This is a genomic window from Stieleria maiorica (assembly GCF_008035925.1).
Taxonomy (GTDB): domain Bacteria; phylum Planctomycetota; class Planctomycetia; order Pirellulales; family Pirellulaceae; genus Stieleria; species Stieleria maiorica.
On the sequence record NZ_CP036264.1, the window covers coordinates 1,622,627 to 1,643,758 of the forward strand.

At 61.0% G+C, this 21,132-nt stretch carries 17 protein-coding genes and 1 tRNA gene; 9 read left to right on the plus strand and 9 right to left on the minus strand.

The features are described from left to right. The first annotated feature begins 156 nt into the window (after positions 1-156). Positions 157-1,734, plus strand: a complete 1,578-nt coding sequence (locus Mal15_RS05325; protein WP_147866814.1) for an aldehyde dehydrogenase (NADP(+)) — start codon at positions 157-159, stop codon at positions 1,732-1,734. A gap of 383 nt (positions 1,735-2,117) precedes the next feature. On the opposite strand, the gene Mal15_RS05330 is transcribed toward Mal15_RS05325, so the two are convergent. Continuing rightward, a complete protein-coding gene (locus tag Mal15_RS05330) occupies positions 2,118-2,549 on the minus strand; it encodes a hypothetical protein (RefSeq protein ID WP_147866815.1) in 432 nt (143 codons plus the stop codon). A gap of 9 nt (positions 2,550-2,558) precedes the next feature. Then, the gene (locus tag Mal15_RS05335; RefSeq protein WP_147866816.1) at positions 2,559-3,728 is read right to left on the minus strand and encodes a hypothetical protein; all 1,170 of its coding nucleotides are present in this window, start codon (positions 3,726-3,728) and stop codon (positions 2,559-2,561) included. Positions 3,729-3,966: 238 nt separating this feature from the next. Here Mal15_RS05335 and Mal15_RS05340 point away from each other — a divergent pair, with 238 nt between their 5' ends. From Mal15_RS05340 to Mal15_RS05360, 5 genes are all read left to right on the plus strand, one after another. After that, positions 3,967-5,448, plus strand: coding sequence for an aldehyde dehydrogenase family protein (locus Mal15_RS05340; RefSeq protein ID WP_147866817.1), 1,482 nt, complete (start codon positions 3,967-3,969; stop codon positions 5,446-5,448). A 384-nt stretch (positions 5,449-5,832) separates the two neighbouring features. Beyond that, entirely contained in the window at positions 5,833-6,027 is a 195-nt protein-coding gene (gene csrA / locus Mal15_RS05345) for a carbon storage regulator CsrA (RefSeq protein ID WP_095742250.1), read from the plus strand. Positions 6,028-6,270: 243 nt separating this feature from the next. Beyond that, positions 6,271-6,343, plus strand: a tRNA-Glu gene (locus Mal15_RS05350). 208 nt (positions 6,344-6,551) lie between these two features. Next, positions 6,552-6,977: an alternative ribosome rescue aminoacyl-tRNA hydrolase ArfB gene (gene arfB, locus Mal15_RS05355; protein ID WP_147866818.1), complete on the plus strand. Its 426-nt coding sequence runs from the start codon at positions 6,552-6,554 to the stop codon at positions 6,975-6,977. Between the two features lie 296 nt (positions 6,978-7,273). Continuing rightward, a complete protein-coding gene (locus Mal15_RS05360) occupies positions 7,274-7,921 on the plus strand; it encodes a PEP-CTERM sorting domain-containing protein (RefSeq protein WP_233903290.1) in 648 nt (215 codons plus the stop codon). Here the strand turns inward: Mal15_RS05360 and Mal15_RS05365 are convergent. Then, positions 7,918-9,744 carry an ATP-binding protein gene (locus Mal15_RS05365; protein WP_147866820.1) on the minus strand — a complete coding sequence of 609 codons (1,827 nt, stop codon included), beginning with the start codon at positions 9,742-9,744 and terminating at the stop codon, positions 7,918-7,920. The genes Mal15_RS05360 and Mal15_RS05365 overlap by 4 nt on opposite strands. A 303-nt stretch (positions 9,745-10,047) precedes the next feature. On the opposite strand from Mal15_RS05365, the gene Mal15_RS05370 reads away from it, so the two are divergent. Further along, complete coding sequence (locus Mal15_RS05370; RefSeq protein WP_147866821.1) at positions 10,048-11,094, plus strand: AAA family ATPase; 1,047 nt, start codon at positions 10,048-10,050, stop codon at positions 11,092-11,094. 535 nt (positions 11,095-11,629) lie between these two features. Here the strand turns inward: Mal15_RS05370 and frr are convergent. The 4 genes from frr to rpsB form a co-directional block, all read right to left on the minus strand. Continuing rightward, positions 11,630-12,190 carry a ribosome recycling factor gene (gene frr, locus Mal15_RS05375; protein ID WP_147866822.1) on the minus strand — a complete coding sequence of 187 codons (561 nt, stop codon included), beginning with the start codon at positions 12,188-12,190 and terminating at the stop codon, positions 11,630-11,632. 77 nt (positions 12,191-12,267) lie between these two features. Further along, positions 12,268-13,014 (minus strand): UMP kinase, encoded by a 747-nt coding sequence (pyrH, locus tag Mal15_RS05380; RefSeq protein ID WP_147866823.1) that lies wholly within the window; start codon positions 13,012-13,014, stop codon positions 12,268-12,270. A gap of 120 nt (positions 13,015-13,134) precedes the next feature. Continuing rightward, entirely contained in the window at positions 13,135-14,115 is a 981-nt protein-coding gene (gene tsf, locus Mal15_RS05385; protein ID WP_147866824.1) for a translation elongation factor Ts, read from the minus strand. Positions 14,116-14,168: 53 nt separating this feature from the next. Beyond that, a complete protein-coding gene (gene rpsB, locus Mal15_RS05390) occupies positions 14,169-14,951 on the minus strand; it encodes a 30S ribosomal protein S2 (RefSeq protein WP_147866825.1) in 783 nt (260 codons plus the stop codon). Between the two features lie 617 nt (positions 14,952-15,568). Here rpsB and Mal15_RS05395 point away from each other — a divergent pair. Then, positions 15,569-16,297 (plus strand): apolipoprotein acyltransferase, encoded by a 729-nt coding sequence (locus Mal15_RS05395; RefSeq protein ID WP_233903291.1) that lies wholly within the window; start codon positions 15,569-15,571, stop codon positions 16,295-16,297. Between the two features lie 374 nt (positions 16,298-16,671). Continuing rightward, the gene (locus tag Mal15_RS05400) at positions 16,672-18,822 is read left to right on the plus strand and encodes a hypothetical protein (protein ID WP_147866826.1); all 2,151 of its coding nucleotides are present in this window, start codon (positions 16,672-16,674) and stop codon (positions 18,820-18,822) included. Between the two features lie 109 nt (positions 18,823-18,931). On the opposite strand, the gene Mal15_RS05405 is transcribed toward Mal15_RS05400, so the two are convergent. After that, positions 18,932-19,621, minus strand: coding sequence for a phosphonatase-like hydrolase (locus Mal15_RS05405; protein ID WP_147866827.1), 690 nt, complete (start codon positions 19,619-19,621; stop codon positions 18,932-18,934). Then, on the minus strand, positions 19,614-20,783 hold the full coding sequence (locus tag Mal15_RS05410) for a TIGR03364 family FAD-dependent oxidoreductase (protein ID WP_167546645.1): 1,170 nt from the start codon (positions 20,781-20,783) through the stop codon (positions 19,614-19,616). Before Mal15_RS05410 ends, Mal15_RS05405 begins: the two co-directional genes overlap by 8 nt. Positions 20,784-21,132: the final 349 nt, after the last annotated feature.

The window sequence follows — 21,132 nt, forward strand, 5'->3', positions numbered from 1 at the left end:
GGTGCGACTCGGTGCGACGACCTAAAAAGAACGTCGTACAAGGAGCCACTGGCCACTTCTCAATCATTGAATGCTCGAAGCGCAAGCGCGAGAGCCACTGACGTCCAGACACACTTTCCAACTCTCAACATCAACCCAGCTAACAACAACAACATCATGGTCGTAAAAGTCTTGATCGCCGGATCGTGGCGTGACGCCGATTCGGTTAGCACGTTCCAAGCCACCAACCCGAACACCAACGAAAAACTGCCCGCCGAGTTTCCGATCAGCTCCTGGGCCGACTGCGACGCCGCACTCGAGGCCGCCGCCGGGGCGGCGCGCGAGATGCGAAAGCTTCCCGCGTCGGACATTGCGGCGTTCTTGGACTTGTATGCCGACAAGATCGACGCGGCCAAAGACGCATTGGTCGAAGCGGCCCACGCGGAAACCGGGCTAGCCAAATCGCCGCGGCTTGCCGATGGAGAGTTGCCGCGGACCAGCGGCCAGCTCCGCGCCGCGGCCGAATCCTGCCGCAGCGGTGATTGGGCGCTCGCTACGATCGACACTGCCGCCGGAATCCGTTCTTGCTACGAACCGCTCGGCCCGGTTTGCGTGTTCGGACCCAACAACTTTCCCTTCGCCTTCGGTTCGGTCTCCGGCGGCGACTTTGCCGCCGCGATCGCAGCCGGCAACCCCGTGATCGGCAAAGCCAACAGCTCCCATCCCGAGACGACGCGGTTGTTTGCCGAACTCGCCTTGGAAGCCGCCAAGGAGTCCGGGATGCCCAGCGGGATCGTTCAATTGATCTATCGAACCGGACATGCCGACGGCGAGCGTTTGGTCGCCGATCCACGGGTCGGCGCGACCGGGTACACCGGCAGCCGATCGGCCGGATTGAAACTCAAGGCCGCCGCCGACGCCGCCGGCAAGCCGATCTATCTGGAACTTTCCAGCGTCAACCCGGTCGTGCTGTTGCCGGGAGCGTTGGCCGCGCGAGGGGACGAGATCGTCGACGAGTTCTGCGGCAGTGCCTTGATGGGCAGCGGCCAGTTTTGCACCAACCCCGGTGTCGTCCTGGCGGTCGCCGGCGCTGACACCGATAAATTTATCGCCGCCGTCAAGGAACGTTTTGCCGGTTCCCCCGCCGGGACCCTGCTGTCGCCCGCCGTTGCCGGAAGCTTGAAAGAGAGTATCGAGACGTTGTGTGGTTTCGGTGCCGAGTTGCTGGTCGGCGGCGGTGACGTCGAAGCGGGCCGCTGTGCGTTGGCCAACACCTTGATGACGGCAACGGGCAAACAGTTCCTGGCCGACCCCGAAGGTTTCCAAACCGAAGCGTTCGGTAACGCCTCGCTGGTGGTCGTCGTCGAAGATTTGCAGCAGCTATCAAACGTGATCGCCAGCCTGGAAGGCAACTTGACCGGTTGCATCTACAGCGATCCGGCCGGCAGCGACGATGCGGCGTACGAGCAAGTGGCGTTCGAGTTGACGCCGAAAGTGGGACGGGTGCTCAACGACAAGATGCCGACCGGGGTCGCGGTTTCTGCGGCGATGAACCACGGCGGACCGTACCCGGCGACCGGACACCCCGGTTTCACCGCCGTCGGTGTCCCCGGGGCGCTGATGCGATTTGCAAAGTTGACCAGTTATGACAACGTCCGCGCCCAGCGTTTGCCGGCCTTGTTGGCCGACAAGAACCCGACCGGTCAAACCCCGCGGCGGATCGACGGCGCATGGACGACCGCGGACGTGCAGTAGCGGAAGTCGCCAAGACTTTCGGCTCCGCACGCTACCGCTACCGAACGAAACTCTTGACGGCCTGTTGATTTATTCCGATTCCAACGTGGGATCAGCCGTTTCGCGCGAGCGTACGGGCCTCCGATACCAAGAAAATGCACCGGCACCCTCTCGATCATCGACTGAGCCGTCGGCGCTAGCCTCGGGCTTTACGTTCGATCATAGACTGAGCCGCAGACGCTAGCCTCGGGCCTTACATTCGATCATTGACGGAGCCGCAGACGCTAGCCTCGGGCCTTACAAGTCTCGAAGGGCAATCCAAGGCCCGCGGCTGGCGCCGTCGGCTCATCAAGGAGGTGGCATTGGGCTCGCGTCATACGGCTGATTAAATCAACAGACCGGACTTATTTCGTCGGCCAAAGCGGGCGGCGCTGGTTTTCCGGCAAGAGGGCGCGGTTGACGCGCTCGGGGTCTTCTTGACTCCACGTCTCACGCATTGATTTGGCGCGCACTTGGCGCGTGATCGATTTGTCCTGCCAGCGGATCAGATAGGTCGCCGACTGATCGACCTGGCGTGGCAATTGCGACGGGTGTTTGACCAACCGCCACGCCCGGACTTCGAACTGGCGGTTCTTTCGGGACCAATCAAAAAAGACGACCTGGCGAAAAACTTCTCGGCCATGGTCGTCTAGAAAGTGGTTCAGTTCGACGAGATCTACTTCGGCTTCGGTCGTGTTGGAATCGTGCCGAGTGGGTGGCAGGATTCCCGTCGCCGAGAAATTGGCCGCCGACAGCGAGGCTGCCGATAGAGCGGCGATGTAGATCATCAAATGCATCGGTCTGTTCTACCGGTAAAAGCTGCCCTCGGTTCCCGTGCTGGGATAGCCGCTGGTCGTCGGGTAAGAGCCGGATCCGGCGGTGCTGCCGGGGGTGTATCCGCTGCCAAAGTTCGTCGTGGGTGTCTCGCCGGAACGCGGCGTCAACGACGCGCTGGCGGTGGAGAATGAAGGTGTCGAAGCGCCCGTGGAGACGGTCGACGCGGAGGTCGCTGCAGCGGCGTCGCCCGGCAGCTTGAACCCGGGCGATGCGGCGGGGCCTGCGATCGACGAGGCGGCCGGGCTGGCCGCCGGCGTCGTTTTGGGCATGAAGGGCTGGGGGTTGGTCGGTGCAGAGCCGGCCGAGCTCGTGCCGGAAGCTGTTTGGGCTGTCTTCAGCATCGAATCGGGCAGCGCGAATCCACTCGCCGCGTTCCCACTTGCCGTCGGCGTTGACTCGGGAGCCCCGGTCGACGGAAGACCAAAGCCGCTGGCTGCCGAGGCGGCGGCTGTCTGAGTTCCGGTCGGCGTCGCGCCGCTGGGAAAGGTGTAGCCCGAAGAGGTTCCCAGGCCTGCGGTCGCGGTGCTCGGCACCGATGGTCCGGCGCCGGTCGGCGCACTGGTCGGCATGCTGGTGGACGCTCCGGGGGCCGGGTAGGACGACGGCATCGCGTAGCGACTGGCCAGACCGCCCTGGGATGGTGCCGCGGACGTTTGCCCGGACGGCTTGCTTCCGAACTGGTATCCGGCCGGAATGGAGGGGACCGATGAATTGTTGGCGGCAACCGTTTTGCCCGGGGTGGCTGAGGCCGGAGCGGCTGACGTGACGTTGAACCCGTTGGCCTGGGCGGCTGCCAGATTGGTCGACGGGGTGGATCGATTGGCAGCGGCGACGGTCGCATCGAAACCGGTCACCGGAGCATTGGGAGATTGCCGCGCGGCGACGACGGCATCAGGAGTTGGCGATCCGCTGGTTCCGGCCGCGACCGATGCGATCGCCTCGGGAGTGGCCGCTTCACCGGGAGGGGCGGGATAGGTGATCGTGGGACCGTTGCCGGCGAGTGTTTCTGCCGATGGTGCGCTGCGCCAACTGAACATGTTCCACTTGGGCATCGCGCTGCGGCAGCCCGTGAAGGTGATCATCACCCCGGCGCAACCGGCGATCAACAACTGTCGTTTTAATTCGGTTCGTTTCTGCATCCTTGCAGCCTTACTTTCGGGCGTGTTGGTTAGCGCATGTCGACATTCCTTCATCGACAATCGGTTTTCCCTCTCGCAATCAACACCCTAAAATGGGTGGAGAAACGAGGTCAAGAGCAGTTCCCGCCCCATCGACGAGTTTCGATCCGGTAAAACACGCTGCTTCTCTTGTTATCGATTTCGCCCTTCCGAATGATTCCCGCGTCTGCGCGATTCCCCCTTTCCGCACGAGGTCACGATGAGCACCACCCTTTCTCCCGCACCGAAATCGGCTGCCGAAGTCGACGTGAAACACACCGAGTGCTTTATTGATGGCAAATGGGTTCCCGCCGTCAGTGGAAAGACCTTCGCCACGTTGAACCCCGCGACGGAACAGGAAATCGTCCAAGTCGCCGAGGGCGACGCGGCGGATGTCGACGCAGCGGCCAAGGCCGCGCGGCGGGCGTTCGAGTCGGGCGATTGGCCAAAGATGGACGCCCGTGACCGAGGCCGTTTGTTGTACAAGCTGGCCGACCGGATGGAGCAAGAGATCCATGCGTTGGCGGCGCTGGAAACACTCGACAACGGCAAACCGCTGGGCGACAGCTTGGCCGCCGATCTGCCGCTGGCCATCGACGCGATCCGCTACTACGCCGGCTATGCCGATAAACTGCACGGCAGCACGATCCCGATTCGCGGCAACTACCTGTGTTACACGCGGCGCGAACCGATCGGCGTGGCCGGTCAGATCATCCCTTGGAATTTTCCGCTGTTGATGTTGGCTTGGAAATGGGGACCCGCCCTGGCCGCCGGATGCACGGTGGTGATGAAGCCGGCCGAACAGACGCCGCTGACATGTTTGCGAATGGCCCAGTTGGCCAAAGAAGTCGGATTCCCGGATGGCGTGATCAACATCGTGCCGGGGTTCGGTCCGACCGCCGGAGCGGCTTGTGTGAAGCACCCGCTGATCGACAAGATCGCGTTCACCGGTGAACACCGCACCGCACAGATCATCACCCGCGATTCCGCCGACACGCTGAAGCGGCTGACCTTTGAACTCGGCGGCAAAAGCCCCAACGTGGTCTTTGCCGATGCCGACATGGACGCCGCCGTCGAAGGCGCCTACATCGGACTGTTCCTCAATCAAGGTCAATGTTGTTGTGCGGGCAGTCGCGTCTTTGTTGAGCAGTCGTGTCACGATGAGTTCGTCGAAAAACTGACCGCGCTGACGATGAAGCGCAAGGTCGGTGATCCGTTTGCCGAGGACACCCAGCAAGGGCCGCAGGTCGACAAGGCGCAGTTCGACAAGATCATGTCGTACATCGACAAAGGGAAAAGCGAAGGAGCCCAGTGTGTCGCCGGCGGCGAGCGGGTCGGTGACACCGGCTACTTCATCCAGCCGACGATCTTTGACAACGTCGAGGATCAGATGTCGATCGCGACCGATGAGATCTTCGGGCCGGTGATGAGCGTGTTAACGTTCGAGGACAGAGACGACATGATCCGCCGCGCGAACAACACCTTCTATGGTCTGGCCGCCGCCGTCTGGACCCGCGACATCGCATCCGCCCACGACTTTGCCGCCCGCGTGCGTGCCGGGACGATCTGGGTCAACTGCTATGACGTGTTCGATGCCGCGGCCCCCTTCGGAGGATTCAAGATGAGCGGTTACGGCCGCGAACTCGGCGAGGAAGGGCTGAAGCCGTACACCGAGTGCAAGACGGTGACGGTGAAGTTGTAGGTTTCGGGTTTCAGCAGGTCGCGGACCCTCAAACCTGAAACCGAAATCCCGCTCTGCGGGGCAAGGGGGACAGGCGTTTACGCCTGTCATGAGTTTCAGGTTCCGGGGCGTGAAACACCCCCTCGGCGGCGGAGTTTGACGGTTAGGCGAGTCGCGGCCGGGGTTGAAAGGTCAGAAATCAGGGTTTGTCAAGCCAGAATTCCTTGACCGTTACTTATTTTGTTCTAGAGTTGACTGTCAGGAGTGGCCGTCCCTACCTCCCAATAGTGACGCCGCATTGAACCGGCCTACAGCGATCTTGCCGAATGACCTCCCGTCGGACGCTGGTTCGCCCCGTAGGCATCAACCCGATTCATCAGGCCGGTCAACGAAAGGACTGAAACAATGTTGGTTTTATCAAGAAAAAAGAACGAGAGTATTGTCATCAACAACGACATCAAGATCGTTGTTGTCGAGATCCGTGGCGACAAGGTTCGACTCGGCGTGGAGGCGCCGCGCGAAGTCCCGGTGCACCGCCGCGAAGTCTACGAGGCAATCCAAAAAAGTCTGGAGTCGGGTGACGCGGCCGTCGATGCATAGTGTCTAGCACGGAGAGCGTGGCCGGAGAAACTTTCCGGCCAAAATCTTGGGTGAATTCGAATCCGTCGTCTGATTCGGCCCTCCCCCAACCCCCGTTACGGTGTGCTCAATGCAGCATGCTTCCCCGCTGAAGCAAAAAATGCGCCGATTTTGGCACTGAGCACCACGAACCCTTGACGGTTCGTTGGGGTCTTCGCTAAAACTCCGACCAGTGATCGGTCACCCCCGATGATTGATCGCCATGGCCCCTTCGTCTAGCGGTCTAGGACACCGCCCTTTCACGGCGGCGACACGGGTTCGAGTCCCGTAGGGGTCACCTTGCCGATTGCTCGGCAACCGACCAAAACCCGCAATTCCTTGTGACTTGCGGGTTTTTTTTATTGCCAGCCCGCGAATCAGTGGATGATTCCGCGGGCTTTTTTATTTTGACAGGGGCGATCAAGTCGGCGATCCTCGATGGGCGTTGCCGTGTCCCCACTGATTCCACCGACTTTGACTCTCACCGTCCGGATAGCGAGTGCTCGATGAGCGATTTGTATGTCAACGCGCGACTGACGATCCCGTCCTCGGAAATCGACGTCACTGCGGCGCGCAGCAGCGGGCCGGGCGGCCAGAATGTGAACAAGGTCAATTCCAAGATCACGCTCCGTTGGTCGCCGGGGAATTGCACGGCGATCGATCCGCATTGGCGTGACCGTTTCATCGCGCGACATGCCAACCGCATCACCAAGGATGGCGAGCTGGTGTTGCACAGCGAACGCTACCGCGATCAGCCGCGCAACTTGGCCGACGCCCGGTTGCGGTTGGTGGAAATGTTGTTGGAATGCCGGGAGCCGCCGAAGAAGCGAAAGAAGACGCGGCCGACCCTGGGCAGCAAACGCCGGCGGAAAGAAGCCAAGACCCAGCTGAGCCAAAAGAAGCAGAGCCGCCGCCAACGATTCGACGGTTAGCCGTTCAACGCATGCATGGAAGCCGTGCCCCGCGTCGAGGCGTGGCTGGCGTCGGGGATCCGCCCTCCGGCGAAGGTCCAGACGCCCTACCGGCCACTGGCGATGTTCTTGCATCAGCAGTAGGGGCGTCAGGTCGTGCGGGTTGTTGGGGCGCCGAAGCAAAGTTCCAGCAAACCGCGAGCCCATTTGCACTGCATCGCCGCGGCCTCGAACTACGCTCGGGATCTAAACCGAACCGCCGGAACATTTCCGTTTTGTCGGCGTTGTCGGCACTCAAGCTTCTGTGATTCTGATTGATGCATAGTATGATTCGTGGGATTGTTGCCTCCGTTGCGATCCTGACTCTCCTGGTCGCGATGCCCGAGCGTTCACATGCGGGCCTCTTGTTCGAAAACCAGCAGCTGGGTTACCAGTACCTTTGGCCGAACCAGTCTTCGGTCTACTTTGATCCCGGTCCGATTTTGGTGGGGCCTGGCGTCGAGCTTCCAGGACTGTACACCGCTGGTCACAACTCCGACGCGACTGTGGATTTTTCGGACACCGAAATCCGCATCGACTTCTATACCTCTGGTCCCTGGTGGACAGCGGGCTTCAACGGATTTCGCGTCTATGACATCAATGACACGCTGCCGGATTTCACCTCCGTCGCGTTGGGGCCGGGTTCCAACATGGCCGGCTTGGACGTTTCAAGAATTCAATTCGACAGCGACAACATCTATCTGGATTGGAACGGTTTGATGACGACGACCGAGACGATTGTGTCGTTGTACGTCAACGTTCCGCCGCCGTTGCCACCGCCAACACCGGCCAGTCATGCCGGGGCGGCACCCGAACCTGGGATGCTGTCCATCGTCGCGGTCGGACTACTCGGGTCGGTCTTTCGTCGTCGCCGTGTCGCGCGACGGCCCGGAAGGGCCACCGTACCGGGAGAGCTGGTCGTCTAGGGCTCCGCTCTTGGGGGCAGTAGCAATCGGAAGCAGCACCCCGTGCCGCTGGGCGGATCGAGGATCTCGATCGATCCGCCGTGTTCCTTCAAGATTTTCGCGCTGACGGGCAGTCCCAGCCCGGTCCCGCGGGCACCCTTTTTCGATTCGAACAGTGAGAAAATCTTCTGGCGGTCTTCGGCGGAGACGCCCGGGCCGTTGTCAATCACATCGACGAACCAACCTTGCGAGGGATCAAAACCGGTTTCGACTTTGACGATTCCCTTGGCCGGTTCCTTCGCCGCTTCGGGATCCTCGTGCACGACGTCCACCTGATCGCCTTTGACGGCATCGATCGCGTTGGTGACCAAATTCAAAATCGCTTGATGCATGGCGTCGGGATCGAACCACGCCTGGGGCAAGTCGTGATCGGTCTGGAGCGACAATTCGACGCCGGCTTCATCGGCGCGTGAGGACATCAGTTCGACGACGTCGGCAGTCGTCTCGTTCAAGTCCGCTTCGACTTTCTGTGGCTGGCGTTCCTTGGAGAACGTCAGCATGTCCATCACGAGATTGGAAATCCGTTCTTGGTTCCGGTCGACCATTCCCCAGCCGCGTCGCACGGCATCGGTGTCATCGCGTTTCAGCCCGGCTTCGATCAGGTAGCTGCCGCCGCGGATGCCTTGCAGGATGTTTTTGACGTGGTGGGAAAGGGTCGCGATGGTTTGCCCCATCGCGGCCAGGCGTTCACTTTGCAGCAGCGCCGAATAGTAGAACGTGTCCTCGATCGCCAGCGCCGCTTGGTGTCCGATCGCGGTGATCAGTCGCAAGTGTTCGTCGGTAAAGCGGTGCGTTTTTCCACGTCGGACGATTTGTCCGGGCGAGGTGTAGGTGTCGATGTAGAGTGCGCCGACGATGTCGTAGCGTCCTTGCAGCGGAACGCAAAGCGCCTCGCGGACGCCGCCTTGGACGATCGATGCGGCGGCATCGAAGCGTGCATCGTCGGTGGCATCACTGGTCCGAACCCCTTCGGCGCGGTCCAAGACGTAATCCAAGATGGTGCTGCTGATGCTGATCGGTGCTTCATCGCGTGACTTTCCGTCGGTCGACTGGCGGTCGCAGCGCGCCGCCGGACGCAATTGATTCGTTTCGTTGTCACGCAACATGATGCAGCCGCGATCGGCATCGACCCAATCGAACACCAACCGCAAGATCCGGTCCAGCAATTCGTCCAGGTCATCGGTCCGGCCGACCGCCAGGGCCGTCAGGTACATTACTTCCAGCGAGCGGTCGCTATCGGTGATCGTGTTCATCACCGGATCGACCGCGTCGACCGCGGAGGGTGGCGATGACGAATCGGAGGACTCGGACAACTCGGTTTCGAACGGCGCCACCGCCTCGGCGACCTGATCGGTCAATCGAACCGGTTCGCGGCGAATGCCGCCGGTCCGCGAGGTCGGGCGGACCAGTGACGAGATGATTCGGCTGGCATCGGCACCGCTGCTTTGCCGTACGATGTCCACGCCGTGGGCGGCTTCGATCGCCGTCGGCTGTCCGGTTCCGGTAAAGATCAACAGCGTGCCGCCGATCTCGATTCGATCCCCGCTGAGCAGCTTTTGGTTGCCGATCCGTTTGCCGTTGACCTGGGTCCCGTTGCTGCTGTTCAGATCGACCAGATGGCAGTCGCTGGATGCATCGATCCGGATTTCGGCGTGGTTGCGGGATGCTTCGCTGTCGAGCAGTTGGACATCGTTTTGGGTGTCGCGTCCGATGCGCACGACGTCCCCGTCGAGCACAAAGTGCTTTCCTTGATCCCGTCCGCGAACAACGTAGAGCGATGCCATATCCCAAAGATAACGTGTTCGGATGGCGGTTTAACCCCGCGGCCGCCATTTCCCGGCCGCCGGTCGAGGTTTCTAGCTGGACAACGCCCCTTTGCTCCAGAAACACCGTGAATCGCCGGTCGAACGTAGCTACCTTCGCCAGAAGGTGGATCCACGGGGTTTTCCACGCTCGCATCGAACGTTGCTACGCCAAAGTGGCGCTGTCCAGCTAGGGAGGGTCACCATCGATCCACACGATCGACCCAGCGGTTAAGATAGTGTCGTCCTTCTGGGAGTTATTCCTATTCGCAAAAAGGGAGATTTATGGTTCAACCGCCACCGATCGAATCCGGCGTCGCATCCGACGGCGAAAATGACGCTGCAAAAGCTGCCGAATTGGTCAAAGCCTGCCAGGCCGTCCGGCAGCAGGTCGCGCGCATCGTCGTCGGCCAGGAGGATGTGATCGAGCAGTTGTTGATCGCGATCCTATCTCGCGGCCATTGCCTGCTCGAAGGCGTGCCGGGGCTGGCCAAGACGCTGATGATTCGCACGCTCGCCGAATCGATGCACCTGAAGTTTCACCGCATCCAGTTCACGCCCGACCTGATGCCCGGGGACATCACGGGAACGGACATCATTCAAGAGGACCCCGAAACGGGCCGACGTGAGTTGTTGTTCGAGCGCGGCCCCGTTTTCACCCAGATGTTGCTGGCCGACGAGATCAATCGGACGCCGCCGAAAACCCAAGCGGCCCTGCTGGAAGCGATGCAGGAACACGAAGTCACCGCCGGCGGGAAAACTTACAAGTTGGACGAACCATTCTTCGTCCTGGCGACTCAGAACCCGATCGAACAGGAGGGGACGTATCCGTTGCCCGAAGCCCAACGCGACCGGTTTCTGTTCCACGTGGTGGTTGATTATCCGAGTCGCGAGGAGGAATCGGAGATCGTCGACCGAACCACGTCGACGTTTGATACCACGGTTCAGCCCGTGGTCACGGGAGAGCAGATCATTGCGTTTCAAAAGACGGTCCGCCGCGTCCCGTTGCCGCCGCATGTCAAGGAATGGGTGCTGGACGCCGTCCGCGCGGTGCGGCCGAGCGACCCGAACTGTGCACCCTGGGCCAAGGAGCTGATCGAGTGGGGGCCCGGGCCGCGGGCGAGCCAGCAGTTGGTGTTGGCGTCGAAGGCACGCGCGTTGATGCACGGCCGGCCGCACGTCACGATCGACGATGTTCAGAAGCTGGCCTTCCCGGTGTTGCGGCACCGCATCGTGCCGACGTTCACCGCAGAGGCCGACGGGATCACCGTCGACGATCTGATTCGTCGGCTGGTCAAAGATCTGGCCCCGAAGAAATCCGGGGCGCTGTAGGCGGTGGGAGAGGGAGTGCGGGGACTGCTCAGCTTCGGTTGGCTTTCGATCACAAACTGAGCCGAAGGCGCTAGCCCTGGGCCTTACAAGTGTCGTCGGCGCTAGCCTCGGGCCTTGCAAGTGTCGAAGGGCAATCCAAGGCCCGCGGCTAGCGCCGTCGGTTCATCAAGTAGGTGCCATTGTGCGCCAGCCTACGGGCCGCCACTAGGCGCTGGGGCCCGAACGCTTGCGCGAACCGGCTGATGTCACTCGATTTTCGTCGCCCGATGTCTGCTGTGGGTCGACCATCCACCGCGGAAGGAGTTCGCTTGAATTCTTAACCAACGCAGATCTCAGATTTGGCGCAGCCCGGGCTCCGCTGTCGATTACGTGGGGTGTGTGGCAAGAGCCACACCTGCAGTGCGTTCCAAGGCGGGAGCCTTGGAACGAGGGATGGGAGCCACGCCTGTAGTGCGTTCCAAGGCGGGAGCCTTGGAACGAGGTTGTCTTCCACGCTCTGGCGAGCGTGGCTGCGTTCAAGGTGACGTTTGCGTCGTTACGCTTCCAGCACTTCGGCTTCGCGCGTCTTGGCCATCTCGTTGATCTGGTCTTCGAACTTCTTGAGCAATTCCTGGACGTCATTCTTTAGCTTGTCGCGATCGTCTTCGGTCAGCTCCTTGTCTTTTTCCAGCTGATCGGCGGTCTTGTTGGCATCGCGGCGGATGTTGCGGATCGAGATCTTGGCGTCTTCGGCCAGTTCCTTGATCCGCGAAACCATCTTCTTTCGCACGTCGGTCGAAAGTGCGGGGATGTTCAACCGAATCACGCGTCCGTCGTTTTGCGGGTTCAGTCCCAGGTCGCTGCCCACGATCGCCTTTTCGATGTCTTTGATGGTGCCGGCATCGTACGGTCGAATCAAGATTTGCTGCGGCTCGGGTGTCCCGATCGAGGCGAGTTGCTTGAGCGGCGAGGTCGACCCGTAGGCTTCGACCTTGAGCGAATCGACCAGACCGGGGGTGGCGCGGCCGGTGCGGATCCCGGAAAGTTGTGTGCCCAGTACGCTGATCGCCTTTTCCATACGTTCTTCGGCGTCCATCAAGGTTTCTTCGGCGGACATGTTGAGCATCCTTGGGTTAGAGTGTGGTCGGTAGGTTAAGAGTCTAGCTTTTTTCTAGTTCGGTGTGTGGGTGGGAATCACTTCTCCGACCCGATCCAGGTGCCGACGGTTTCGCCGTTGATCGCCCGGACGATGCTTCCCGATTTTTTGAAGTTGAACACCAAAATCGGTTTGGCGTGTTCCTGGCACAGTGCGATCGCGGTGGCGTCCATGACGCGGAGTTGCTTTTCGTTGACCTGCTGGTAGGTCAGTCGGTCGTATAGCACCGCGTGGGGGTTCTTTTCGGGGTCATCGCTATAGACGCCATCGACACGCGTCGCTTTCAGGACCACGTCCGCGTCGATCTCCAGCGCCCGTTGGGCCGCGGCGGTGTCGGTGGTCACGAACGGGTTACCGATCCCGGCGGCAAGGATGATCACCCGGCCTTTGGTCAGATGTCGGATCGCACGCCGGCGAATGAAGGTTTCGGCGATCTTGTCCATCGGCACGGCGGACATCACGCGCGTCGACAGCCCGAGTGTTTCCAGGGCGTCCTGCATGGCAAGCGAGTTGATCACCGTGGCCAGCATCCCCATGTAATGCGCCGTTGCTTCTTGGACGAGCGCGTTGCTGCCGGAGAACTGGGCGCCGCGCAAGATGTTCCCGCCGCCGATCACGATCGCGATCTGGCAGCCACTGCTGTGCGCCTGGCGGATCTGTTCGGCGATGTCGGACATCTCTTGGCTGCTGATGCCGCGGCCCCCGGAATCGGCCAAGCTCTCACCGCTCAGCTTAAGGACGACACGCTGGTAACGGAGCTGGGGTGTGGCAGAGGCGTTAGACATGTTCGGTCCTTCCTGGCGTATGAGATCTCACTCGGGTCGCCAGATGATACGAAAAAACCTCGCCGTTCCCGAGGGGACACGGCGAGGTTTCCGCGAATGTCGTATTCGATGTGAATCGAATCAGGATGCCGCACCGACGGCCACGCGTTTGAACGCCACGACCTCGGCTTCGGGGCTGAATTCCTTCACCGCCGCTTCGACGGTCTTGGTGTCGTCCAGGGCGTAGAACTGGCTGAGCAAGCAGCGCTCCTGGTCCAGCAGCGTGTTGTCGGCGATGAACCGGTCCAGTTTCCCGGGGATGATCTTGTCCCAGATCTTCTCCGGCTTGCCTTCGGCCTTCAGTTCTGCCTTGATGTCGTCTTCGACCTTCTGCATGACTTCCGGTGTCAGTTGCGAGCGGCTGGCGTACTGGGGCACCGTCTTGAGCGTTTTGCCCAATCGTGCGCGGTCTTCGTTCTCGACCTTGATCTGTCCTTGCAGCGCTTCGGTTTCCTTGGCGACCAGTTCGGCATCGAACTCATCGGGGGTCAGGATCGAAGGCTTCATCGCGGCCACGTGCATCGAGACTTTGCGGAAGAATTCCCCGGCATCATCCTTGCCGCCGTCCTTGTAGGACAACAGCACGCCGATCTTGCTGCCGGCGTGGATGTAGGACGCCAGGTTGTCACCTTGGATCGTTTGGTAGTCGGCGATTTCGATCTTTTCGCCGATCGTCCCGGTTCGCTCGATCAGTTTCTCCGCGACCGTTTCGCCGTCCAGTTCGAGCTTGGTGACTTCATCCTTGGTTTCGACACCGCTGTCCAAGGCAAGTTTGGCCAGCTTTTCGGCAAACGCGATGAATTCTTCGTTCTTGGCAACGAAATCGGTTTCGCAGCTGAGTGCCAGCAGGACACCCTTGCCGCCTTCGGTGACCGCCACCACGACACCCTCGTTGGCTTCGCGATCGGCGCGCTTGGCGGCGACCTTTTGGCCTTTCTTGCGCAGGTAATCCAAGGCGCCGTCGATGTCGCCGCCGGATTCCATCAACGCCTTTTTGCAGTCCATCATGCCGGCGCCGGTGGACTTGCGCAGCTCGCTTACATCTTTGGCTGAAATCGCCATTGTTTCCTCCAGAAAAGTCGTTGTTCGACTAAGTGTTTTGTGTTGACGTGTGCTTAGGCTTCCGGACTCGCTTCGGCCGGCTGGGGTTCGGCAGCAACCGCTTCGGTCGCTTGCTCGGCCGGGGCAGTTTCCGCCGCCGGGGCACCGATGTCGGCTTGGCCCTTGCCGGCGTTCACCGCGTCGGCCAGTTGTTTCAGGATCAATTCGATGCTTCGGATCCCGTCGTCGTTGCCGGGGATCGGAAGGTCGATCAGTGATGGGTCGCTGTCGGTATCGATCAGCCCCACCGTCGTGATGCCCAAACGCTTTGCTTCGCGAACCGCATTGCGTTCCTTGCCCGGGTCGACGATGAACAAGCACTCGGGCAAACGGTTCATCGTCCGCAACCCGTTCAAGTTGCGGTACATCTTGCGGTACTCGCGATTGAGCGCCGATTGCATTTTCTTGCTGTAGCCGTTGATCGCGTCGCTGCCGCGAATCGTTTCCAGCTCTTCCAAACGGCCCAGTCGGCTGCGAATGGTGCGGAAATTGGTCAACGTGCCTCCCAGCCATCGCTCGCTGACGAAGGGCATGCCACAGCGGCTGGCCTGTTCCTCGATCGCTTCGCCGGCTTGACGCTTGGTCCCGACGAACAGAATCAACGATCCGCCCGCGGCGACTTGGCCCAGGTATTTCTTGGCGCGAAGCATGCCGCGAAGGGTCTCGCGGATATCCAAAATGTGGATCTGGTTCTTGCTGCCGAAGATGTAGGGCTTCATCTTCGGGTTCCACAGACTCGTGCGGTGACCGAAATGGACACCGGCTTCAATCATCTCTTGTACGATCGGGTTAGACATCGAGACAGTTTCTCCAGGTGGAGCGTCAGCGGGGGCATCGCGAAACGGCCGAATGCCGTTCCCAGGGACAGATGTGCCGGAAAGACCAACGCGATCTTCGTGCACACCCCCGACAAGCGGGGCCCTTCATCCCAGTCACGCAGACAAAAAGGTAGAACAGAGCAGAAAAACGACGTGTTTCCTGCCGGGGCGGAGAGGGTAGCGGAACCGTCGCCCCGCGGCAAGAGTGTCGGGTTTTTGGGTTTCAGCAACCGTTGGTGTTCCGCCTTCAGGCGATTCCCCGGTCGCTGCGGAGCAGCGACAGCAGGCGGCGAAACGGCCCGTTGATTTAATCAGCCGTTTGGCGCGAGCCTACGGGCGCCAGGGCGCGTTCTTGGTCTTGGAAGCCCGTACGCTCGCGCGAAACGGCTGATCCCACGTGTGATCGGATTCAATCAAAAGGCCGTAAAGATCAAAAGGCCGTAAAGCCTGTACACCAGCGTTTGCGCCCGTAGCCATTCTGGGTCAGGATTCAGCCAGTATTGGTGCTGGGGGCTCGTTGTTGCTGGACGGTTGACTACAACTTCATGACTTGTCATCTGGTTTTTGAGTTCTGTCCCCCGAGTTTTGGCCACGATATGACGACTGCCCCTTTCGTTCAACGCTGCCGTGAACTCGCCTCCCGGGCCGGGGGTGGCGAGACTCCAGAGGGCGGTCCGGGGCCGGAATTGAGCGAATCAGAATCGCTGATCGGATTCTTCCAGCTCTTTCGGCCCGACGGCAGCCAGCTCTCCGGCCTTTTTGATGCCTTTCCACAAGGAGACCAGCTCTCCGATCGGCTGCAACGCGTCTACGCCGCCGCGGGTGACGACCGCCGCCCCCAAGGCGGTCGCGACGCGTTCTTTATCGTTCGCTCGCCGAGCCCTTTGGAACCCGAAACCGCCGAGCATCACGGCGTGACCTGGATCGACGGCCTGCGGCAGTTCGCCGAAGCGGTCGGTGACGATCGCGTCGCCGAAAAGCTCGCCTCGCCTCCAAAAATTCGCGTCCTGGAAGGCATCCCGCCGAAACACCCCAAGCATCCGCACGAGCGCAGCGAGCTGCTGAACGTTTTCTTGGACCACGCACCGACCCTGCCCGAAAAAGCCGCCGGCGTCGACCCGCATGCCGAATTGTTGCGCCCGGCTTACTACTTCGTGGCCTGTGACGCCATGCTTCGCGACTACCTGATGTGGCCGTTCTATGCCCGGCAAACGGGCCTCGCCGATCCGCTTGGCAGCTATTTCGCCCTCTGGACGCACGGGGTCAAATTCCGGATTTTCCAGGAAGACCAAGTCGACCTCTACCTGCCGCGGCACCCGGCCTGAGGGGACCGTCCAGCGTAGGGCAGAGGCGAAACGCGACGAATCTAAATGGTCTGGCCGATCGGGTAAGCGATGGTCGGTGGATGGGTGTACGACGTCCTTTCTAGGTCGTCGCGCTGAGCCCCACGGGCGACGGCCCGGAAGGGCCATCGTACCTCAAGAAAAGCATCGCCCTAAGCTGGGCGGTCGCCTGAGGCCGGTGTGAGGGGCAGACGTCGTGTTTCGCCGAAAACACGTCGCTACCTTCGCCAGAAGGTGGTTCCCTGCAGTTCTGTCTTGATTCCAGCGGCCGAAGTCGGTTATGTCCCAGGCTTACATCAAAGCTTTGCCGGCCGCCGGGTCGCCTGGAACACCATCTTTTGCGACGGAACAACGACATGGATGTCTTGTCACTCCCGAAACGATTCTGCGCCCACCATACACTTTCCACGCTGCCCTTGCTGTTCGCCCTGGCGCTTGGTTTGATCGCCCTGACGGTCCTGTCCCCGGTGTCACAGGCGCAACAGCCCGACATCCCGGCGGCAGCCGAGGACGACCTTTCGCCGTACATCGTCTTTGTCGCCCAGCCGTCGGCGTTCACCCGCTGCGGCCCGGGCACCGACAACTACCGCACCGAGCCGCTTCGCCGTGGCCAAGAACTGGAGGTCTATGTCGAAACCGGTGACGGCTGGCTGGGCGTGCGTCCGCCGGAGGGCAGCTTTTGCTGGATGCCGGCCGACGCGGTCGAGTTGTCCGCTGACGAAAAAAACGCCACGATCCGTGAAGACAAGACCGTCGCATGGATCGGAACACGGTTGGGGAAAGCACGTCGCTACCGATGGCAGGTCCAATTGGATGCCGGTGAAGTCGTTTCGGTGTTGGGGAAAAACCAGCGTGAAGGGTCCGGCGGAACCAAAACCTGGCTTCGGATCGTCCCGCCCTCGGGAGAATTTCGTTGGATCCACCGTGACGACGTCGTTGAAACCGCCGAACAATTGGCCGACCGCGTGGCCAGCGGCGAACCGGAACTGCAGCGGCGCGGTGAAGTGGCCCCCGCCGCCTTGACCGAAGTTGCTCAGGAAGACGCGGGCGGACAGACTGGCCAGCAGGGTCGGCCGGCTCCCAAGCTTGCCCAGCTGAATCCGGCCGACGCATCGCAAGCGCCGGAGCAGCGTTCCAGCCGTCGCGGCACCGCGACCGAATCGTTGCGTGAAACCGATGCGATTCCTGAATTGCGGCCGGCACCGGAGCGCAGCGACATCGCGAGCAAGCGACCGCAACCCAGAGAACTCGCCGATCGTGCGATCCAGTTTCATCGGGGCGCAGAGGCCGAGGACTTTGAGGACCGCGGCGCCGTGATCGGCAGCGGGCTGAAAGCGGAGTGGAAAGACGATGCCGCCCAGTCTGATACGTCAGGACTGATTCCCGAAGCCGGCTCCAATTCTATCCTCAGCGCCGACCGTTTGACCGAGGTGCCGACCAACGGCGCCGCAGCGGCCGCTGCGGCGATCGCCACACCACTGAAACGCATGACCGACGTCGTTGCCAATTTCATCAGCCCGCCGCGGTTGGTCGAAATCGATCCCTCGGGCGCAGGCGTGTTCCGCACCGCGTCCACCGCCGACCGCCGTTGGACGGTCGGTTCGGGACGCAGCTCCGACAGCGTGACGGGTGCTGCCTCGCTCGCCCCGCCCGCCTCACTGGCGACGCCCCAGCCGGGAAGCTTTGCCAATCTGCCCCAGGCCCAATACCCCGAACCCCCCTCGCCACAGGTCCCGTCTCCGCTCGCGCCGGCATCGGGCGTGATGCAAACCGGTGCACTGCAGGCCACCACACTGTCCCCGATTCCGCCCAAACCCAGCGTCCCCTCACGGATCGTGACCGTCCAGCAGATCGCGCGTGTCGAAGACGCGGTCGCCGGAGCGGGCGTGGATGCGATCGGCCAGATCCTTTCGAAGCTGATGGCCGAAGCCGCATCGGCGGACGAACTCGATCCCCTGATCCGTCGGACCGAATCGTTGTTGCGTTCCGGCGACGTCAACCAGGCCTCGCGTACCCGCGAGCTGCTGGCGTTGGCACAGCGTTATCGCAACGTCGCCGCCCGCCGCGACGGCGTGACGACCATCCAGTCCTCCTCGTTGGCGAGCAACACACAACCGCTGGTCAACTCGGCACCGCTGGTCAGTCCCCGGCCGCTGACAGGCGTCGATCCGAACGCAACCGCGATTCAACAGGCCGGCGCGCAAACCGCCACGGACTTCAGCCAGCCCCTGGACGTCACGCCGCAATCGACATCGCCAACGGCCCCGCTGGATTCCGCCGTCGGAACCGCGACCGGTTATCTGGTCCAAGTCTATTCGTCGCGCGCCAACAGCCCGCCGTATGCATTGACCGATGATGCGGGTCTGACGATCGCCTACGTCACGCCCTATCCGGGCGTTAACCTGCGCACCCATCTGAACAGCCGCGTCGCGGTCAGCGGCAACGAAAAATTGCTCGAAGGCATGAGCACGCCGCACATCCTGGTCGACCGCGCGATCCGCCGCTAAGCGGCAGGCCGTGGGCAAGGCCTTCGCCGGGGGAGCGATCGTGAAATAGGACCAATGGGGCGTATCCGACGCATGGGGCCTCTCTGTCCTCTTGGTCCAATCGACCGCGTCAGGGACGCTGTTCACGCTTCGCAACCAGCGGCAACAGATCCATCAAGCGATCGATGATCTCGGTCGGGGCGGCCTGGGCGAGTTGCTCGCGGGTCTGGGCTCCGGTGGTGATGCCGACACAAAGCGCACACCCGGCGTCTTGTCCTTCGTGAATGTCGATCTGTGAATCGCCGACTTTCGCGACGTGCTCGGCAGACTTGATACCCAGTTCTTGCATGGCTTTGATGATCATGTCGCCGTAGGGCCGTCCGCGGTCGACGTCCGACGCGGTGACCAGGGCGTCGACATCACGACCGACGTTCCAGCCGATTTTGTCGATCAATTTCAACGCGGTGGGGCGGTCGTATCCGGTGTTCAGTACGACGCGGATGCCACGTGCTCGCAAGGCCCGGAACAGTTCGCTTGCCCCCGGTTGTTCCTGGACGTTCAGATCTTCGTACGCGGTTTTCAGACGCGACTTGAAATCCGCAAAGATCGTTGCGACTTCATCGTCGTCATGCGGCCCCCCATCGAGCGCCAGCACGTCGCGGATCGCTTGCGATTTTTCTTTGCCGGCGCCGGTCGCTTGGACTTGCGCTTGCGTGAACTCGTATCCCGCGGCATTAATCGCGGCCCGAACGGTCTTGTAGACGACGTTGTCCTCGTCGACCGTTGTGCCCGCCATGTCAAAGACGACCAATTCAATCACCGTAGATTTCCTTTAAATGTTGTTTGGCGAATCCCGCGCTGCCGGTCATCCCTTTGCCGCCGATCGCGGTTGCAATGTGGATGTCATCGTCCAACGTGCGTTGGAAGATTCCCGAGGGATGTTTGGATTGACAGTACATGCCGGCCCAAGTGCGCTGGATGTCCCAGTTGGCCAGCCCCATGATCTGTTGTGCTTGCGAAACAAAAAACCGGTTGATCGGCATCTGCAAGTCAAAACTCAATTCGTCGGCCCGCGATGTCGGGGCATATTCGTGTGAATCGCCCAGGATGATGTGCCCGTCGACTTCTTGTTTGAACAAGATATGAACGCCCCACTTTCTCCACAAGCTATCGGGGTCTTCGCGTTCTTTGATGGAGTGATACGAAGGGCAAGCGGCGAAGCTTTCATAGCGGCGGATCGAATGCCCGGTCAGCACGTTGCCAGGCAACGCCCCCGGTGACTGTGCGGCCAGCATGACCATTTGCAATTTGACCGTTTCGATTTCATCGCATTGGAACAATTCGGGGAACAGTATTCCGAACTCGACGCCCGAGCAGACGATCGCCTTTTCGCTTTGAAAGGTTCGTCCATCGGTGCAGTGTGCAGTCACGGAGTCCGACGAAGATCGATCAAGCCGTTGAACGCAGGTCGACATCGCGATCGTCAATCCGAGTTGTTCACGCAGGTAGTCGTGCAGGCGAAGCACCATCTTGCGTGGGTCGACGGAAACTTCGTCGGGAAAGAACAGTCCGGCCCGGCAGTACGAGTCGCACAGTAGCGGGTAACGCGATTTGCATTGCTGCTTGGTCCACAATTGAGAGTGATAGCCGTCACAGCGGTTGATCGCGTGCAGTTCTTCGATCAACGCGGTTTCCTCCGCGTCGGACGCCAAATAAATGCTTCCTTCATGTCGGACCGACAGGTCAAACTCCGCTTGGATCGATTTGTAAATGTCCAAGCTGTCGCGTCCCAAGCGTTGCCACGCCGTGTCCATTCCGGAAGGGACGACCTGTCCGAAGTTGCGGACCGTTGCCCCAACCGGCCGTGAGTTCTTGTCGACCAGCAGCACGCGTTTGCCTCGCCGCAACGCCTCGTAGGCGTGGAAGGTTCCTAAAACACCTGCGCCAACCACAATCAGGTCGTACTTGTTATCGCTATCCACACCAACACTCAGTCAGACGCCAATCAGTATCAAACTCGGATCACCGCGATCCGTTGTCATCATCACTGCCTGATCGGGGATTGTACAGAACGCGTCACGCGGTCAATGCGGTGCATCCCGTCTTCACCAAGATCTTGGAGTTCACCCCGTAGCGGAAACCGCCAAGGTTTTCGCCTCATGTCATCGCGAACGCTTTAGCGTTCGCCGATTCAACGCGTGACTCTCTTCTCGTCCTGCCTCTCCGCATGTTAGGTGGTTTGCTTCATGCAACGCTCACGGAAAAACCAAACAACGCAAACGCGACTGTGTGCGTTCTAAGAAGTCTCTTTGCCAATTGCGCAATCCCTTC

Coding starts and splice junctions, on each gene's coding strand:
- Mal15_RS05325 (WP_147866814.1), top strand. CDS start 157: ATGGTCGTAAAAGTCTTGATCGCCGGATCGTGGCGTGACGCCGATTCG.
- Mal15_RS05330 (WP_147866815.1), bottom strand. CDS start 2,549: ATGCATTTGATGATCTACATCGCCGCTCTATCGGCAGCCTCGCTGTCG.
- Mal15_RS05335 (WP_147866816.1), bottom strand. CDS start 3,728: ATGCAGAAACGAACCGAATTAAAACGACAGTTGTTGATCGCCGGTTGC.
- Mal15_RS05340 (WP_147866817.1), top strand. CDS start 3,967: ATGAGCACCACCCTTTCTCCCGCACCGAAATCGGCTGCCGAAGTCGAC.
- csrA (WP_095742250.1), top strand. CDS start 5,833: ATGTTGGTTTTATCAAGAAAAAAGAACGAGAGTATTGTCATCAACAAC.
- arfB (WP_147866818.1), top strand. CDS start 6,552: ATGAGCGATTTGTATGTCAACGCGCGACTGACGATCCCGTCCTCGGAA.
- Mal15_RS05360 (WP_233903290.1), top strand. CDS start 7,274: ATGCATAGTATGATTCGTGGGATTGTTGCCTCCGTTGCGATCCTGACT.
- Mal15_RS05365 (WP_147866820.1), bottom strand. CDS start 9,744: ATGGCATCGCTCTACGTTGTTCGCGGACGGGATCAAGGAAAGCACTTT.
- Mal15_RS05370 (WP_147866821.1), top strand. CDS start 10,048: ATGGTTCAACCGCCACCGATCGAATCCGGCGTCGCATCCGACGGCGAA.
- frr (WP_147866822.1), bottom strand. CDS start 12,190: ATGTCCGCCGAAGAAACCTTGATGGACGCCGAAGAACGTATGGAAAAG.
- pyrH (WP_147866823.1), bottom strand. CDS start 13,014: ATGTCTAACGCCTCTGCCACACCCCAGCTCCGTTACCAGCGTGTCGTC.
- tsf (WP_147866824.1), bottom strand. CDS start 14,115: ATGGCGATTTCAGCCAAAGATGTAAGCGAGCTGCGCAAGTCCACCGGC.
- rpsB (WP_147866825.1), bottom strand. CDS start 14,951: ATGTCTAACCCGATCGTACAAGAGATGATTGAAGCCGGTGTCCATTTC.
- Mal15_RS05395 (WP_233903291.1), top strand. CDS start 15,569: ATGACGACTGCCCCTTTCGTTCAACGCTGCCGTGAACTCGCCTCCCGG.
- Mal15_RS05400 (WP_147866826.1), top strand. CDS start 16,672: ATGGATGTCTTGTCACTCCCGAAACGATTCTGCGCCCACCATACACTT.